The 15,193-nt window shown below is 68.0% G+C and carries 18 protein-coding genes; 8 read left to right on the top strand and 10 right to left on the bottom strand.

Features of this window, described 5'->3' with window-relative positions; genetic code table 11:
* Positions 1-83 precede the first annotated feature (83 nt).
* Positions 84-1,958 carry an ABC transporter ATP-binding protein gene (locus FB475_RS32160; RefSeq protein ID WP_141861780.1) on the top strand — a complete coding sequence of 625 codons (1,875 nt, stop codon included), beginning with the start codon at positions 84-86 and terminating at the stop codon, positions 1,956-1,958.
* Positions 1,958-2,134, top strand: a complete 177-nt coding sequence (locus FB475_RS37030) for a hypothetical protein (RefSeq protein WP_185759522.1) — start codon at positions 1,958-1,960, stop codon at positions 2,132-2,134. The genes FB475_RS32160 and FB475_RS37030 overlap by 1 nt, the downstream gene beginning before the upstream one ends.
* Here FB475_RS37030 and FB475_RS32155 read toward each other — a convergent pair.
* The 3 genes from FB475_RS32155 to FB475_RS32145 form a co-directional block, all read right to left on the bottom strand.
* Positions 2,106-2,621, bottom strand: a complete 516-nt coding sequence (locus FB475_RS32155; RefSeq protein WP_141861325.1) for a hypothetical protein — start codon at positions 2,619-2,621, stop codon at positions 2,106-2,108. The two genes, FB475_RS37030 and FB475_RS32155, sit on opposite strands and share 29 nt — an antisense overlap.
* Before the next feature lie 62 nt (positions 2,622-2,683).
* Positions 2,684-3,439: a polyprenyl diphosphate synthase gene (uppS, locus tag FB475_RS32150; protein ID WP_141861324.1), complete on the bottom strand. Its 756-nt coding sequence runs from the start codon at positions 3,437-3,439 to the stop codon at positions 2,684-2,686.
* Positions 3,439-4,515 carry an ATP-dependent DNA ligase gene (locus FB475_RS32145; protein WP_141861322.1) on the bottom strand — a complete coding sequence of 359 codons (1,077 nt, stop codon included), beginning with the start codon at positions 4,513-4,515 and terminating at the stop codon, positions 3,439-3,441. The genes uppS and FB475_RS32145 overlap by 1 nt, the downstream gene beginning before the upstream one ends.
* 84 nt (positions 4,516-4,599) lie before the next feature.
* Here FB475_RS32145 and FB475_RS32140 point away from each other — a divergent pair, with 84 nt between their 5' ends.
* The 5 genes from FB475_RS32140 (at position 4,600) to FB475_RS32120 (ending at position 6,634) form a co-directional block, all read left to right on the top strand.
* Positions 4,600-5,166, top strand: coding sequence for a DUF1707 and FHA domain-containing protein (locus FB475_RS32140; protein WP_141861320.1), 567 nt, complete (start codon positions 4,600-4,602; stop codon positions 5,164-5,166).
* 41 nt (positions 5,167-5,207) lie between these two features.
* Complete coding sequence (locus tag FB475_RS32135; protein ID WP_141861318.1) at positions 5,208-5,504, top strand: hypothetical protein; 297 nt, start codon at positions 5,208-5,210, stop codon at positions 5,502-5,504.
* Positions 5,501-5,962 carry a MerR family transcriptional regulator gene (locus FB475_RS32130; RefSeq protein ID WP_141861317.1) on the top strand — a complete coding sequence of 154 codons (462 nt, stop codon included), beginning with the start codon at positions 5,501-5,503 and terminating at the stop codon, positions 5,960-5,962. Before FB475_RS32135 ends, FB475_RS32130 begins: the two co-directional genes overlap by 4 nt.
* Complete coding sequence (locus FB475_RS32125) at positions 5,959-6,294, top strand: YnfA family protein (RefSeq protein WP_141861315.1); 336 nt, start codon at positions 5,959-5,961, stop codon at positions 6,292-6,294. The genes FB475_RS32130 and FB475_RS32125 overlap by 4 nt, the downstream gene beginning before the upstream one ends.
* Positions 6,295-6,433: 139 nt before the next feature.
* A complete protein-coding gene (locus FB475_RS32120; RefSeq protein ID WP_141861313.1) occupies positions 6,434-6,634 on the top strand; it encodes a hypothetical protein in 201 nt (66 codons plus the stop codon).
* Positions 6,635-6,718: 84 nt separating this feature from the next.
* On the opposite strand, the gene FB475_RS32115 is transcribed toward FB475_RS32120, so the two are convergent.
* Positions 6,719-7,693: a zinc-binding dehydrogenase gene (locus tag FB475_RS32115; protein WP_141861311.1), complete on the bottom strand. Its 975-nt coding sequence runs from the start codon at positions 7,691-7,693 to the stop codon at positions 6,719-6,721.
* A 100-nt stretch (positions 7,694-7,793) separates the two neighbouring features.
* On the opposite strand from FB475_RS32115, the gene FB475_RS32110 reads away from it, so the two are divergent.
* On the top strand, positions 7,794-9,008 hold the full coding sequence (locus FB475_RS32110) for an ROK family transcriptional regulator (protein ID WP_141861778.1): 1,215 nt from the start codon (positions 7,794-7,796) through the stop codon (positions 9,006-9,008).
* Here FB475_RS32110 and FB475_RS32105 read toward each other — a convergent pair.
* From FB475_RS32105 to FB475_RS32080, 6 genes are read right to left on the bottom strand one after another with little or no spacing between them, the layout of a single operon-like run.
* Complete coding sequence (locus FB475_RS32105) at positions 9,005-10,363, bottom strand: GH1 family beta-glucosidase (protein ID WP_141861309.1); 1,359 nt, start codon at positions 10,361-10,363, stop codon at positions 9,005-9,007. The two genes, FB475_RS32110 and FB475_RS32105, sit on opposite strands and share 4 nt — an antisense overlap.
* The gene (locus tag FB475_RS32100) at positions 10,360-11,301 is read right to left on the bottom strand and encodes an aldo/keto reductase (RefSeq protein WP_238332564.1); all 942 of its coding nucleotides are present in this window, start codon (positions 11,299-11,301) and stop codon (positions 10,360-10,362) included. Before FB475_RS32100 ends, FB475_RS32105 begins: the two co-directional genes overlap by 4 nt.
* Positions 11,298-12,074: a VOC family protein gene (locus FB475_RS32095; protein ID WP_141861307.1), complete on the bottom strand. Its 777-nt coding sequence runs from the start codon at positions 12,072-12,074 to the stop codon at positions 11,298-11,300. Before FB475_RS32095 ends, FB475_RS32100 begins: the two co-directional genes overlap by 4 nt.
* Positions 12,075-12,088: 14 nt before the next feature.
* The gene (locus FB475_RS32090) at positions 12,089-12,898 is read right to left on the bottom strand and encodes a carbohydrate ABC transporter permease (RefSeq protein ID WP_141861305.1); all 810 of its coding nucleotides are present in this window, start codon (positions 12,896-12,898) and stop codon (positions 12,089-12,091) included.
* A complete protein-coding gene (locus tag FB475_RS32085) occupies positions 12,895-13,854 on the bottom strand; it encodes a carbohydrate ABC transporter permease (RefSeq protein ID WP_141861303.1) in 960 nt (319 codons plus the stop codon). Before FB475_RS32085 ends, FB475_RS32090 begins: the two co-directional genes overlap by 4 nt.
* A gap of 4 nt (positions 13,855-13,858) precedes the next feature.
* Entirely contained in the window at positions 13,859-15,160 is a 1,302-nt protein-coding gene (locus FB475_RS32080) for an ABC transporter substrate-binding protein (RefSeq protein WP_141861301.1), read from the bottom strand.
* Positions 15,161-15,193 lie beyond the last annotated feature (33 nt).

The following is a 15,193-nucleotide window of genomic DNA, read 5'->3' as shown; positions in this document are numbered from 1 at the left end:
GATGCGCAACCAAAAGTTGCGGGAAGTGTGTTCTGTCCCCGGCTGTTGAGATGATCAGTGCAAAGAGAGGCGGCAGTATGTCGATGATGGGTGGGATGGCCGCGGCCGGCTGGCGGCGCCAGGACGCGTCGATCGTCGGGCGGAAGCTGGCCAAGGGCACGGTGCGGCGGATCCTGAGGTTCGCGCGGCCGTTCCGGTGGCAGATCACGGTGTTCCTGATCCTGGTGGTCCTGTCGGCGTTCCTGGTGATCGCGTCGCCGTTGCTGTTCAAGAAGATCGTCGACGACGGCATCACCAAGGGAAACGCCGGTCTGGTGACGGCGCTGGCGCTGGTCGTCGCGGGGCTCGCGGTCGTGGAGGCCGTGCTCGGTCTCGTGCAGCGGTCGTTCTCGGCGCGGATCGGTGAGGGCCTGATCTACGACCTGCGGACGAAGGTGTTCGCGCACGTCCAACGGATGCCGGTCGCGTTCTTCACCCGGACACAGACCGGTGCGCTGGTCTCGCGGCTCAACAACGACGTGATCGGTGCCCAACAGGCCTTCACCACCACGCTGTCCGGCGTGGTCTCGAACATCATCAGCCTGATCCTGGTGGTCGCGGCGATGCTCGCGCTGAGCTGGCAGTTGACCGTGGTGGCGATCCTGCTGCTGCCGGTCTTCCTGATCCCGGCCCGCATCCTCGGCCGCCGGCTGGCCGCGATGACGCGTGAGCAGATGAACCTGAACGCCGAGATGTCGACCGCGATGACCGAGCGGTTCAGCGTCGGCGGCGCGCTGCTCGTCACGCTGTTCGGGCACCCGGCCCTGGAGGAGCGTGACTTCGGCGAGCGCGCCGGGCGGGTCCGCGACCTGGGAATCCGGATCGCGATGCTCGGCCGGGTGTTCTTCACCGCGCTGACGCTGGTGGCGGCGCTCGCCACGGCCCTGGTGTACGGCGTGGGCGGCAACCTGGCCGTTCGGCAGACACTGACCGTCGGGACACTGCTCGCCCTGGTCGCGTTGCTCGGCCGGCTGTACGGTCCGCTGACCGCGCTGTCGAACGTCCGGGTCGACGTGATGACCGCGCTGGTGTCGTTCGAGCGGGTCTTCGAGGTGCTCGACCTGGAGCCGATGATCAAGAACGCCCCGGACGCGCAGCCGTTGCCTGCCGACGCGGCGAGCGTGGAATTCGACCATGTGGCGTTCGCGTACCCGACCGCCGAGCAGGTCTCACTGGCCAGCCTGGAGTCCGTCGCGGTCCTCGACAAGCGCGTCTCCGCGCAGGTCCTCGAGGACGTGAGCTTCGTGGTCCAGCCCGGCCAGATGATCGCCCTGGTCGGGCCGTCCGGTGCGGGCAAGACCACCATCACCAACCTCGTCGCCCGGCTGTACGACGTGACCGGGGGAGCGGTGCGGATCGGCGGCCACGACGTCCGTGACGTCACGCTGCAGTCGTTGCACGACACGATCGGGTACGTCACGCAGGACGCGCACATGTTCCACGACACGATCCGCGCGAACCTGGTGTATGCCAAGCCGGACGCTACCGAGGACGAGATGGTGCAGGCGTTGCGTGCCGCCCAGATCTGGGACCTCGTGTCGGAGTTGCCGGACGGGCTGGACACAGTTGTCGGCGACCGCGGGCACCGGCTGTCCGGTGGCGAACGGCAACGGCTGGCGATCGCCCGGTTGTTGCTCAAGGCACCGAAGATCGTCGTCCTCGACGAGGCGACCGCACACCTGGACTCCGAGTCCGAGGTCGCCGTCCAGCAGGCCCTGGACAGCGCACTCGAAGGCCGGACCTCGCTGGTGATCGCCCACCGGCTCTCCACCGTTCGGAACGCGGACCAGATCCTGGTCGTTGACCACGGCAACATCGTCGAGCGCGGCACGCACGACCAACTGCTCGCGGCCGGTGGCGAGTACGCTGATCTGTACCACACGCAGTTCAAGGAATCCGGTACGGCGGCGGGTGTCTGATGATCAAACTAGGGCTGGTGCTCGCGGCCGGGTACGCCGGCTACAAGGTCGCGTACCACTCCGAGGACGGCCGCCATTACGGCCGGACCGGCGAGCGCGCGATCAGGACCACGCTGTCGCTGCTGATCGCGAGCCTCGCCGCCGGTCTCACTTACGCGGTTCTGCTCCAGTACTAGCCTTCGACTCCTGCTCCAGCAGGTGCAGCACGGGTACGCCGAGGTGCCGGCGGGCCGAGTTCGTCCAGTCCAGATGGAAGAACTCGGCGACGATGTGTGGCCTGGTCAGGATGATGACCTCCTGACCCTGCACGTGGTTCACCGTCGCGACCAGCGCGTCGATCGGCCGGTCGTGCGAGATACCGCCCTCGGCCTCGTACCCGAGGTCGCGGAGCCGTTGCACACTGCGCCCGGTGCATCCCTTGGCCTCGGAGTCGATCGCCTTCTGCGCCTCCGCCAGGTCCTCCCGCTGGCCCGCGAGGCCCGGCCCGTAGAGGTCCGCCGTACCGAGCGCACTGATCGACGCCTCGACGCCGGCTTCCGCGTTGTGGCACGGCACGAGCACGTGGTACTTCACCGGCTCGGGCATGTCCTGATGGAGCTCGACGACCCGCTTCGCATCCGGCTCGGACAACTCCTGCTCGACAAGCAGTACGACGTCATACATCGCGCCACCTCCGCTTACCAGTCGGTATACCCCCATAGTGCCCTGGTCCACCCCGAAAGTACTCAACTGAATCGTTGCAGTCTTCGCCGTCCGTACGTCCGGAGCGCGCGGAGCAGATCCACCTCGCGGAACGCCGGCCAGTACAGGTCGCAGAACTCGATCTCCGAACCGGTTGCCTGCCAGAGCAGGAAGTCCGACATCCGCAGCTCGCCGCTGGTCCGGATCACGAGCTCGGGATCGGGCAGGCCGGGCACGTACAGGTGCCGCCCGATCTCCTCCTCGCTGAGCGTGTCGGCGACCGCCTCGAGCGACCGTCCGTCCGCCGCGGCGTCTTCGAGCATCGCCCGTACGGCGTCCACGACCTCGAGTCGCCCGGAGTACCCGATCGCGAGTGTCAGATCACCGGCGTCGCGATCCCGGCTGAGCTCGACGGCTTCCTTCAGCGCCCGGGCCGTTGAGTCGGGCAACAAATCCAGCTGCCCCGCCACATGCAGCCGCCACCGGTGGTCGCGCCGAACGTGCTCTGCCAGCACGCTCTCGGTCAGCTCCATCAGGTAGTCGACCTCAGCCGAGTCGCGCTTGCGCATATTGTCGGCCGACGCGACCCACGCGGTGACACAGGTGATCCCGGCGTCCGCACTCCACTGCAGGAACTGCTCCAGGTGTTTCGCACCGAAACGGTGACCGACGCGTACGTCGTCGTACCCGGCGCCGCGCGCCCAGCGCCGGTTGCCGTCCATCACAATCGCGACGTGCCGCGGCTTGGGGAGGCGCCGCAGCTCGCGTCTTAGCCGGCGCGTGTAGAGGCCGTAGAGCATCAGCGTTGGGCGCTGGAGAGGACGTCGGCGAGGTCGAACTTGACCGGTTCTTCGAGTTGTTCGTAGGTGCAGGACTCTGGGGTTCGGTCGGGGCGCCAGCGGACGAACTGGGCCGTGTGGCGGAAGCGGACGCCTTCCATGTGGTCGTACCGGACCTCGACGACCAGCTCGGGGCGGAGCGGGACGAATGACAGGTCCTTGCCTGCCTGCCAGCGGCTGCCTTCGGCGTTGCGCGGCGTACGGACACCTTCCTCCTGTTTCGCCCACGCCCACGGGTGCTCGTCGAACGTGGTGACGAGCGGCTGCATCTCCTCGAACAGCTCCTTGCGGCGCTCCAGCGGGAACGCGCCGATCACGCCGACGCTGGCGAGCGTGCCGTCGTCGTTGTACAGCCCGAGGAGCAGCGAGCCGATCCGGTCCGGGCCGCTCTTGTGCAGGCGGTACCCCGCGACGACGCAATCCGCCGTACGCTCCGGCTTGATCTTGAACATCGTCCGCTTGTCCGGAACGTACAGGCCGTCGAGCGGCTTCGCGATCAGCCCGTCCAGGCCGGCGCCCTCGAACTGCTCGAACCACTGCGCCGCGGTCTCGTGGTCGGCGGTCGCCGGGGTGACGTGGATCGGCTCCTTGACGTTCGCGAGCGCGTCGAGCAGCGCCGTACGACGTTCGCTGAACGGGCGCTCCATGTAGTCGTCGTCGCCGAGCGCGAGCAGGTCGAACGCGACGAACCGGGCCGGCGTCTTCTCCGACAGCATGTTCACCCGGCTCGCCGCCGGGTGGATGCGCTGCTGCAGTACCTCGAAGTCGAGCCGGTCGCCGGACTCGCCGATCACGATGATCTCGCCGTCGATCGCGCAGCGTTCCGGGAGGTTCGCCTTCACCGCCTCGACCAGCTCGGGGAAGTACCGCGTCATCGGCTTCTCGTTCCGGCTGCCGATCTCCACCTCGTCGCCGTCGCGGAAGATGATCGAGCGGAACCCGTCCCACTTCGGCTCGTAGGACATCGCCCCGCGCGGGATCTCCTTCACCGGCTTGGCGAGCATCGGCTTGACCGGCGGCATCACAGGCAGTCGCATCCCGTCATTCTGTCCCACACCACGGACACTTCCTAGGCACCTCCCAGGTGGACAGGCGCCCGACTCGCCTCGGACAATGCCTGTATGAGCACGATCGGGGTCGGTACGCGTCCGTCGGACGCGGAGCGTGACCGCGCCCTGGCCGTACTCCGCGACGGCGCCGGCTCGGGCCGCCTGTCCCACGACACCTTCGTCCGCCGGATGAACGTCGTACTCCGAGCCCGCACCACCGGCGAACTGGCGGACGTCCTCCGCGACCTGCCACGCCGCGAATCCCGATTCACCACCTGGACCCGAACCATCCGCGCCAAGCTCCCGCGCCTCGCCGTCACCCGCCCGGCGCTGCCTCGGCTGACGCTGGTTCGGCGAGTGCCGGTGGTGCCGCCGACTGCCCTTGCGCTGCCTGCGCCCGGGTCGCCGACGGTTCGGATCGGGCGTGGGCCCGGTGCGACGCTGCGGCTCGGAGACGAGACCGTGTCGCGGTGCCACGCCGAGCTCCGGTACGTCGACGACGGCTGGATGCTCCGCGACCTCGGCTCGATGAACGGCACCTGCGTGAACGATCAGCGCATCACCACCACGGTCCAGGTCCGCCCAGGAGACCGCGTCAGCTTCGGCGCGGTCACGTTCACGCTGACGTACGAGTCATAGGACTTGCATCCGGTACTTCGGTACAGGTTTACCGTCGTGGCATGAACGAATCCTGGGCACCGGACGCCTGCACCCTGCCGACCGCGGAGCGACCGTTCCGCGTCGCGGAGTTCGATCAACTCTTCGCGACGTACCTTCGGAACGTGAACCGCGTCGATCCGCAAACCGTTGATCTGTTGCTCGAGCCGGCCGCCGAGGCGACCGCCGCGGACCTGATCGCCCGCGAGTCCGAGTGCTGCTCGTTCTTCACGTTCACGCTGAGCGGCGCAGTCAATCTCCGTATCACCGTCCCGCCCGCGCGCACCGACGTACTCGACGGTCTGGTCGCCCGGCTGTGAAACCCAGCGAGGTAGCAGCCGCTGCCGGGGTGAACCTGCAGACCCTCAGGTACTACGAACGCCGCGGACTCCTGGCCGAACCGGCCCGGACTCTCGGCGGCCACCGCCAGTACCCCGCCGAGGCGATCACGACGCTCCGCGTGATCAAGGCCGCCCAGCGCCTCGGCTTCACGCTCGCCGAGATCTCCGACCTCCTCGCCACCGCGACCCACCGGCACGCCCGCGGTGAGGGAGCCGGCCTCCAGGCCCGCGCCCAGGAGAAACTGCACGACGTGGAAGCCAAGATCGCCGACCTCACCGTCATCGCCGAAACGCTCCGCGCCGGCATCGCCGCCGGCTGCGAGGACCTGGAGACCTGCGCGGGTGATCCCGACTGCCCGCTCCCGTTCGCGAGCATCGGCGCAACTCCCGGCGAGCACACGGGATCCGTACCCCCACCCGCGGGCGGTCGCCCGTGACCGTGCTGCGGTCGATCCTCCTCTTCGTCCTCGCCGCCGTCGCGGAGATCGGCGGCGCCTGGCTGATCTGGCAGGGCTGGCGCGAACACCGCGGCGTCCTCTGGATCGCGGCCGGAATAGTTGCCCTGGGCGCCTACGGCTTCGTCGCCACCTTCCAGCCCGACCCCAACTTCGGCCGCATCCTCGCCGCCTACGGCGGCATCTTCGTCGCCGGCTCCCTGGCCTGGGCCGTCCTCCTGGACAACTTCAAACCCGACCGCTACGACCTGGCCGGCGCCACCATCTGCCTCCTCGGCGTAGCCATCATCATGTACGCCCCCCGAGGTACCTGACCGATTCAGTCTGGGTCCGCTCGGGGGAGTTGACCGGTTAGCTGGGGGACTCTCGTGCCCCGCTTCCGCATTGTCGTTCACCTCGTTCTGTCTTCGCCGGAACGCCATGTGCCCGATCTGTAGCCCGAATTTCCTTAGGATGCCAGACCTGAAGGATGAGATCGAACCGCCGGACTACGAGCTGGAGGAGTATCCCAAAGGCGCAGAGAAGTATGTCCTGCTCACACTGTCCTACGGGCGAGGCGTTGACTTCGGCGACATCCTGGATCTGGCCAAGGCGCATGGGCTGGTTGGGTACAGCGGCGTGACGGGGGTGCCGATCTCGTTCGATGAGGAGTGAAGTCGGCATGTCGCCGGCGCGGAGGTTGAGGTGAACACGTCGTACTGCGACGGTACGACGTGTTCATGTGGAATCGGTGCTCGATCAGGGGATGAGGACGACCTTGCCGGTGGTGGCTCGGGTTTCCAGGGCGTGGTGGGCGGCGGCTGCTTCGGACAAGGGGAAGGTGGTGGTCAGGGCCTTCCAGCGGCCGGTCGTGGTTTCGGTGAGAGCGGCGGCTTCCAGGGTGCGGAGTTGGGCGGCCATGCGCGCGCCGAGGGCCCAGCCGACGGTCAGGCTTCGGGTCATCAGGTCGGTGTGGGTGAATTCGATCGGGCCGCCGCCGGACCAGCCGAACAGGAGGGCTCGGGCACCGGGGGCCAGCAGGTCGAAGGCTTGTTGGCCGGTGGGGCCGCCGACGCCGTCGAGCAGGACCGTCGCTGGGGTGTCGGCCAGGATGGTTCTGAGCTGGTCCGCCCAGGCCGGGTCGCGGTAGTCGAGCGCGTGGTTGGCGCCCAGCGAACGGACCAACTCCACCTTCGCCGGACCGCCGGCCAGGCCGATGGCGATCGCGCCGACGTTGCGGGCGGCCTGGATCAGATAGCTGCCGATTCCGCCGGCGGCTGACGTGACGAGTACGACGTCCTCCATCGTGAGCTGCGCCTGCTGGAGGATGCCTGCGGTGGTGCGGCCGGTACCGATCGCGGCGACGGCCTGGGCAGCGTCGACGTGGTCCGCGAGCTCGTACAGCGACTCGACCTTCGCGACCGCCCGTTCGGCGTACCCGCCGGGAACCATGCCGAGATGGACGACGACCCGCTTCCCGATCCAGGACGGGTTCACGTCCGGTCCGGCCCCGAGCACCCGGCCCGCGACCTCGCGCCCCGGGATCGTCGGCAATTCAGGCACCGGAATCGGGCTGTCGCCGGTCGTCCCCGCGCGGATCATCGTGTCGACGAGATGGACGCCCGCGGCCTCGACGTCGACGAGCACCGTGCCGGGGCCAGGGGTAGGGTCCGGGACGTCCTCGTAGACGAGGTTCTCCGCCGGGCCGAACGCGTGCAGTCTGATCGCTTTCACACCGAGGACGCTAGAACCTCAACGTTAGTTGAGGTCAACTACTGCCACTTCCTTACGTTGTGTACTAAAGTGCGTCCCGAGGGAGGGTGACGTGGCCAAGATGCTCAGAGGCGCGACCGCACAGGAGACGCACAGCGCGATCCTCGACCTGATCCGGTCCAGCGGGACGGTGACCCGGGTCGACCTCGCCGAGCAGTCCGGGCTGACCGGCGCGTCGATCTCCCGGGTGGTCAAGCGGCTGCTTGCCGACGGCCTGATCATCGAGACCGGGTACGGCGACCCGACCGGCGGCAAACGCGCCACCCTGCTGCAGTTCAACCCGCGCGCGCGGCACGCGGTCGGGATCGCCGTCGACACGCCGAGTACGACGTACGTCGTCACCGACATGAGCGGTCGGGTCATCGAGCAACTGTCCACGCGCGGCATCGGCAAGGAAGCGCCCGCGACCGCTGTGCAGCGGATCACCGCGGAGCTCGAGGACCTGATCGTGAAGGCCGAGATCGAGCCGTCGACGCTCGTCGGGGTCGGGGTCGCGCTGGCCGGCCGTCAGGGTCGCGGCGGGACCCGGATGCTGCGCAGGGACGCGGAGAAGTACGCCTGGGAGCCCTTCGCCGTACGGGACACGTTGAAGGCGGCGATCGACCATCCCATCGTGGTGGAGAACGATTCGACCTGCGCGGCGATCGGGGAGTTCTGGGCCGGCAAGATCCCGTCCGCGAACGACTTCGCGACGGTCTACATGGCGGCCGGCTTCGGCCTCGGCCTGGTGACGAACGGCGACGTGTACCGCGGTTCGTCGTCGAACGTCGGCGAGATCGGCCACATGGTCCTCGACGTCAACGGTCCGCAGTGCTGGTGCGGCGGTCAGGGCTGCCTGGAGAGTCTCGCGGCGCCGGCCGCCGTCGTCGCCCGCGCGGAACAGCACGAGTCGCTCGCCGTCGAGCTCGGGCTGCGCGGCCGCCAGTCCTCGGTCCGCTCGGACTTCGCCAGGATCGCGCGCCTCGCGGCCGGTGGCGACGACCGGTGCCTGCAGCTGATCGAGGAGTCCGCGACGTACCTCGCGAAGGCGCTGCTCTCGATCACCAACCTGCTCGACCTGGACCAGATCATCCTGGCCGGGCCGGGCTTCAGCGAGGCCGGCGACATCTATGTCCGGATCGCCGCGCAGGAGCTCAACCGGCTGTCGTTCGTCCGCGCGATGCACCCGACCCGCGTCGAGCTGTCCAAACTCGGCCCGAGCGCGGCGGCCCTGGGAGCCGCCTCACTCGTCCTGCACAGCCAACTCACCCCACACCAGAACGCAGCACGCTCCTAGCGAAGGAAGTCCTGCAGCCAGCGGCCGCTCTTCTTCACGATGCGCTGCTGGGTCGCGTAGTCGACGTACACGATCCCGAACCGCCTGCTGTAGCCCCAGGCCCACTCGAAGTTGTCGAGCAGCGACCACGCGAAGTACCCCTTCAACGGGAATCCTTCGCTCACCAGGTCCTTGCACACGGCAACGTGTTGCCGCAGGTAGTCGAGCCGCTCGTCGTCCTCGACCTGGCCGTCAGCGGTCACCACATCAGGGTACGCCGACCCGTTCTCGGTCACGTACAACGGCAACTCCGGCGCCAGCTTGTTGATCGCCACCAGGATGTCGCGCAGCCCGGACGCCTGGATCGGCCAGCCCATCTGGGTCGTCGGCAGACCGGTGTCGACGGCAACGACATTCTCGCTGCCCGGCTGCGTCGACGGACCAGGCGTGGAGATCGGCCCGTCCGGCGCGGCGACCGTGGTCGGGCAGTAGTAGTTCACGCCGAGGAAGTCGAGCGGCGCCGCGATCAGCGGCAGGTCCGCCTCCTGCGCCGCGAACCACTCCGTCGTCCCGGTGTCCTCCAGTACGTCGGCCGGGTACTGCCCCGACAGCAAGGGCTCCAGGAACAGCCGGTTGCGCAGGCCGTCGATCCGCCGCGCGGCGTCCCGGTCGGCGGGGGAGTCGGACGCAGGGTGGATCGGTGCCGGGTTGAGCGCTATCCCGTACGCCGAACCCCCTGACCCCTCCGTACGGATCGCGTCCAACGCGAGACCGTGTCCGAGCAGCAGGTGATGAGCCGCCTTCAGCGCATCCACGCCGACGGTCCGCCCCGGCGCGTGCTCGCCGTTCCCGTAGCCGAGGAAGGCCGAACACCACGGCTCGTTCAGCGTCATCCAGTGCTTGATGACGTCCGACAGTCCGTCATGCACGGCAACGGCGTAGTCGCGGAACCGGTACGCGGTGTCGCGGACGAGCCAGCCGCCCGCGTCCTCGAGCGGCTGCGGCAGATCCCAGTGGTAGAGCGTCGCGTACGGCGTGACGCCGTTCGCCAGACAGGCCTCCGCCAGCCGCCGGTAGAAGTCCAGGCCGGCCGGGTTCGCAGATCCGGCAAGGCCGTCCGGCATGATCCGCGGCCAGGCGATCGAGAACCGGTACGCGGTCAGCCCGAGGTCCGCGAGCAGCCGGATGTCGTCGGCGAACCGGTGGTAGTGCTCCACGGCGACGTCGCCGTTCGTACCGTCGGAGATCCGGCCCGGGGTGTGCGCGAACGTGTCCCAGATGCTCGGCCCGCGGCCGTCCGCCGACACCGCGCCCTCGACCTGGTACGACGCGGTCGCCGCGCCCCAGGTGAACCCGCTCGGGAAGCCGTTCGTCACGTCGTCTCCTTCTCGACCCAGTACTGCCTGTCCGGGAGCAGGCTACCTAACCGGTTAAGCAGTTCGCTCGGGAGGTCCGCATCGCGGGCGGCCAGCAGCGCGTCGACGCGGGCCGGCTTGGTGATCCCGACGACCGTTCCGGCGATCCCCGGGTCGTTCGTCGAGTGCCGCAGCGCCGCGGTCGCGAGGTCGACGCCGTACTCCTCGCACGCCTTGTCCATCTCCGCCACGGCGTCCAGCAGCGCCGCCGGCGCCTCGCGGTAGGCGTACTTCGTCGCGCCGCGCGGGTTCGCCAGGATCCCGCCGCCGTAGACGGCCGCGTTCACCACCCCGATGCCCTCGGCGCGGGCGCGCTCGAAGATCGGGCCGGCGGAGTGGTCGACCAGGCTCCACCGGTTGTGGACGAGCAGTACTTCGAACCCGCCGAGGTCGAGGTACCGCGACAGCTCACCGGTGTCACCACCCGCGAGGCCGACGTGGCCGATCTCGCCGTCGGCGCGCAGCTGCATCAAGGTGTCGACGGCGTCCCGCATCGAGTCGAAGTCGTGGAACTCCGGATCGTGCAGGTACACCAACGGAAGGTCGTCCAGCCCGAGCCGTTCCTTGCTCTCGGCAACACTCGCGCGGACCCGGGCGCCGGAGTAGTCGCCGTCGCGGGCGTCGACCTTGGTCGCGACCATGAACCCGCCGGGCAGCCCGCCGTACTCGCGGATCGCCTGGCCGATCCGGGTCTCGCTGGTGCCGTCGCCGTACCCGTTGGAGGTGTCGATCCAGGTCAGCGGGCTGTCGAAGACCCGCAGTACCAGGTCGACCGCCTGCTGCGCGGTCACGTCGTACCCGAAGACGGCGGGCATCCCCGCGATACCGCTGCCGCCGGCGCAGACGGCCGAGACGGTCAGGCCGGTGTTGCCGAGCGGACGGAGCCAGTTGTTGATCACGCGCCCGAGCCTACGGCGTACGTGAACCCGTCGGGGTCGACGTAGACCTTCGTCCCATCAGGTGATTCGACGGCCGGCAGCGCCGGCACGTCACCGGTCAGCTCGGCGTACGCGAAACCCGCGACGTCCAACTGCGGAGCGCGACCGGTCGTGTCCACGTCGTAGGTGAAGACCTCGATCACGGTGTCGCCACCCTTGAGGTAGCCGATGTGGAACCCGCGGTGATCGTGCGGTTGCTCGATGGTGCCGATGAACGAGAATCCGTGGTGGTCCCGGTAGTGCGCGGCGGTCGCGTCCCGGTCCGCGATCGTCACCGCGACGTGGTCGAAGCGCGGACGGGACGGTACGCCGAGCGCTCGCTCCCGCGCGACCCCGTCGGCGTCGAGCACCTCGGCGTACTCCAGGTCGCCCTGGATCAGCTCGAGCAGTGTTCCGTCCGGGTCGTAGAAGAAGCAGATCCGCACGTTGCCCTCGGCGTCCAGCGGATCGAGCTTGAACTCGACCCCGGCGGCTTTCAGTACGGCGGCACGCGTGTCGATGCGGTCGACCTTGAAACCGAGGTGGCGGAAGCCCTTCTGCAGATCGTCCGGCGACCACGTGCTCCGCTCCCGCCCGTTGCCGACGGCCCGTAGTTCGACGGTCGCGGTCACCGCGTCGAGAACCGCCCGCGCGGACGTTGGTTCACCCAACGGCGTGAGCTCGAGGAACTCGGTGTAGAAGGCAACGGAACGTTCGACATCTGTGCAGTTGACCACGACGTTCTTGATCGGCATCTGCTCTCTTTCGACTAGTTCTTGACGGCGCCGAGCATCATCCCGGCGACGAACTGCCGCTGCATCCGGACGTAGACGATCACCACCGGTACGACGGACAACGTGAGGCCGGCCGTCAACGCCGGCCAGTTCGTGGAGTACTGACCCATCAGCGTGAACAGCACCGGCTGCAGCGGGAGCGAGTCGGTGTTCCGCAGGACCGTGTTGGCGATCAGGAACTCGTTCCAGGTGGACAGGAACTGGAAGATCACCACGGTCGCGATCCCGGGCCGGGTGAGCGGCAGGATCACCCGCCGGAAGATCGTCAGCTCGCTGCCGCCGTCGACTCGCGCGGCCTCGATCAGCTCGTCCGGCAGGGTCTGGAAGAACGCCCGCATCAGGAACATCGCGAACGGTGCCGACCCGGAGATGTACAGCACCAGCAGGCCGGCCTGGGTGTCGAGCAGCCCGAACGACTTGAGCTCGAGATACAGCGGGATGATCAGCGCCGTCGACGGCATCATCAGCGTGGTCAGCAGCAGCACGAAAAGCGTGTTCCGGAACGGGAAATCGAGTTTCGCGAACGCGTACCCACTGAGCGTGGCGAACACCAGGACACCGATCACGGTGACGGAGGTGATCCACACGCTGTTCCAGAAATGCAGCGGGAACTGGATCGACGTCCACGCCTCCCGGTACGCCGCACCGGTGATCTTCCGTGGGATGACCGGGCCGTTGAAGATCGTGTTCTGCTCGCGCAACGAGGTCAGCAGCATCCACACGAGCGGGAACGCCATCAGTAAGCAGAACGGCGCGAGCACGAAGGTCGCGAACGCCTTCTTCATCGGTCCGCCCTCCGGGTCAGCCAGAGCTGCGCGAGTACCGCGAGCGTGCAGAGCACCATCGTCACGACGCTGAACGCGCTGGCGTATCCGAGCTGGGGGAGCGATCCGGACGTCGTACCGAACGCCAGCGAGTACAGGTACGTGCCGAGTACCTCACTGCCGTGGTTCGGACCGCCGCCGGTCATCACGAAGATCACGTCGAACGCCTTGAACCCGTTGAGCAGCCCGAGACTCACGATCAGCCCCGTCACGACCCGCAGGCTCGGCACGGTGATGTGCCGGAACTGCTGTACCGCGTTCGCGCCGTCCATCGCCGCCGCCTCGTACAGGTTCGGATCGATGCTCTGCAGACCGGCGAAGTAGATCAGCATGGTGAACCCGAGGCCACCCCAGACCGTGACGACGACGATCGCCGGCAGTACGGTCTTGTGGTCGGCGAGCCACGGGTGCTGCAGACTGCCCAAACCGATTGCCCCCAGCAACCGGTTGAGCGTGCCGATGTTCGGGTCGTAGATCAGCTTCCAGAGCACGGCCGAGACGACGAACGACACGATCCCTGGGATGAACAGGATGGTCCGGACGACGACGCCGACCCTGCGCCAGATCAGGTTCACAAGGACTGCGGTGACCAGGCCGAGGAACGTCAGGATCGCGGTCGTCACCGCGGTCAGCACCAGCGTGACGACCAGTGCGCGGCGCGCCACGGGATCGTGCAGCATCCGGCTGTAGTTGTCGAAGTTCACGAACCGCGGCGCCCCGAACCCGCCCCACGACGTCAGGCTCAGGTACGCCGTGTAGAGGATCGGCCACAGGACGAACGCCAGGAACAGCACAAATGTCGGCGCGACGAAGACGTAGCCGGCGATCCGCTGCGAGCGCCGCAGCGGTGAACCGAAGCGGTACGCCGAGCGCGCCGCGGACCGCCGGACGACGTCTCTGGTAAGAGCTGTCGCCATCCGGTCACCCGCCCTTGGCGTTCTGGACCGCCTGCTGCATCGCCTTCGCGACGGCGGCCGGCTCACCGCTGCCGTCGAAGATCTTCGCCAGCGGATCTCCGGCCGCCACCGAGCCGGGACCGAACGGGATGTGCGGGCAACCGTCGCCCTCGAGCAACCAGGACGTCATCTGCTTCATGATCGGCAGCTCGATCCGGGCGGCCGCGCTCTTGGTGGCCGGCATCGAGTTCGACTCGTTCATCGTGGGGGAGTACTGCTCTGCGGAGTACATGAATTTGAGGAACTCCAGCGCGGCGTCCTTGTTCTTGCTGGTCGCGGAGACCGCCCAGCCGGCGCCGGCCTGGTTCGCCGTCCAGTGCCGCTTGCCCGGCGCGATGGCCGGAGTCTTCATCACCTTGTACAACTTGTTGAACGCCGGCGACGCGTCCTTCGTCAGGCCCTGCGGCGTCCAACTGCCGTTGAACAGCATCGCGGACTTGCCGGTGTAGAAGATCTGCGGCGCCTGATCACCGCTGGTTCCGGTCGTACCGGGCTGGAAGACGCCCGCCTTGACGATCTTCTGCTGCAGCTCGATCGCCTTGACCACCTTCGGATCCTCGTACGTCGCTCCGTCCTTGAGCTGGTCGAGCTTCAGGTAGTACGTCGGATCGTCGGCGACCTGGGTGATCAGCGGCAGGAAGAAGTCCAGCGAACTGGTCGTCGGGTTGCAGCTCAGCGCGACCGGGTACTTGCCGGTCTTCCGGATCTTCGCGGCGGCCGCGATCAGGTCGTCCCAGGTCTCGATCTCGTCCTCGCCGACCCCGGCCGCCTTCAGCAGGTCCGGGTTGTAGAACAGGCCGAACGTCTGCGCCATCCAGCCGACCGCGTACTGCTTGCCGTCCAGGGTGTATTCCTGGTTGGCCGAGTCGAAGAAGTCCTTCAGGAAATCGTCGCCGAGCTCCTGCTTCAGGTCGGCGGACACGCCGCCGGTACCGTACGTCAGCGCCCGCGTGTGGGGCGCGAAGATCTCCGGTACGTCGCCACCCGCGACCGCGGCCTGCAGCGCCGGCAGGTACTGGTCCGGCGTACCGAAGATCCGGTTCTCGACCTTGATGTTGCTGTGCGCGGCCTCGAACGCGCTGATCAGCTTGGGGAACTGGTCCTGCTGGTCGTTGTACCAGGACCACATCCGGACGACGGCCTTGCCGCCGCTGGTCGTACCGCCACCGCTGTCACTGCCACCGCAGGCGGCGAGCGCGGACCCGAGGCCGAGCGCACCCGCCGCTGTCTTGAGAACTGTCCGCCGCCGCACGTGCCGTTCGCCCATCGGAGACTCCTCATCGATCGCTACTCCAACTTC

The sequence above is a fragment of the Kribbella jejuensis genome, from assembly GCF_006715085.1.
GTDB classification, from domain to species: domain Bacteria; phylum Actinomycetota; class Actinomycetes; order Propionibacteriales; family Kribbellaceae; genus Kribbella; species Kribbella jejuensis.
The sequence above is the reverse complement of the archived record's forward strand: the minus strand, read 5'-3'. Positions and strand labels throughout refer to the sequence as shown.